Annotated in this window: 1 protein-coding gene; it reads left to right on the top strand. The window is 73.0% G+C overall.

Annotation, left to right across the window (positions count from 1 at the left end; translation table 11 throughout):
* Positions 1-588 (top strand): acyclic terpene utilization AtuA family protein (locus L995_RS18520; protein ID WP_047472936.1); only part of this gene is annotated, 588 nt, incomplete at both ends.

Raw genomic sequence — 588 nt, 5'->3', positions numbered from 1 at the left:
GGCCGGCCGCGTGTCCGACCCCTCGCTGACCCTGGGGCCGGCCATGGCGCATTTCGGCTGGGCCTGGGACGACTGGGACCGCCTGGCGCGCGCCACCATGGCCGGCCACCTGCTGGAATGCGGCGCCCAGGTCACGGGCGGCTACTTCGCTGACCCGGGCTTCAAGGACGTGCAGGGCCTGGCGCGGCTGGGCTATCCCATCGCCATCATCGAGCCCTCGGGCGACTGCACCATCACCAAGCCCGAAGGCACGGGCGGCCTGGTCAGCGAACGCACGGTCAAGGAACAGCTGCTGTACGAGGTGCACGACCCGGCCGCCTACCTGACGCCCGACGTGGTGGCCGACCTGTCCGAGGCCGAGGTGCACCAGGTGGGGCCTGACGCCGTGCGCCTGAGCGGCGTGCGCGGCCATGCGCACAACGGCCACTACAAGGTCAATGTCTGCCATGCCTCGGGCTGGCTGGCCGAGGGCGAGATCTCCTATGCCGGCCCGCGCGCCCTGGAGCGCGCCCGGCTGGCTGGCGAGGTGCTGCGCGAGCGCCTGGGCGGCGAGGCCGCAGGCGACCTGCGCCTGGACTGGATCGGCGT

Origin of the sequence: Delftia sp. ZNC0008, assembly GCF_000799035.1 — a bacterium.
Lineage (GTDB): Bacteria > Pseudomonadota > Gammaproteobacteria > Burkholderiales > Burkholderiaceae_C > Comamonas > Comamonas tsuruhatensis.
Note: the sequence above shows the minus strand (reverse complement) of the source record. Positions and strands in the feature narration are given on the sequence as shown.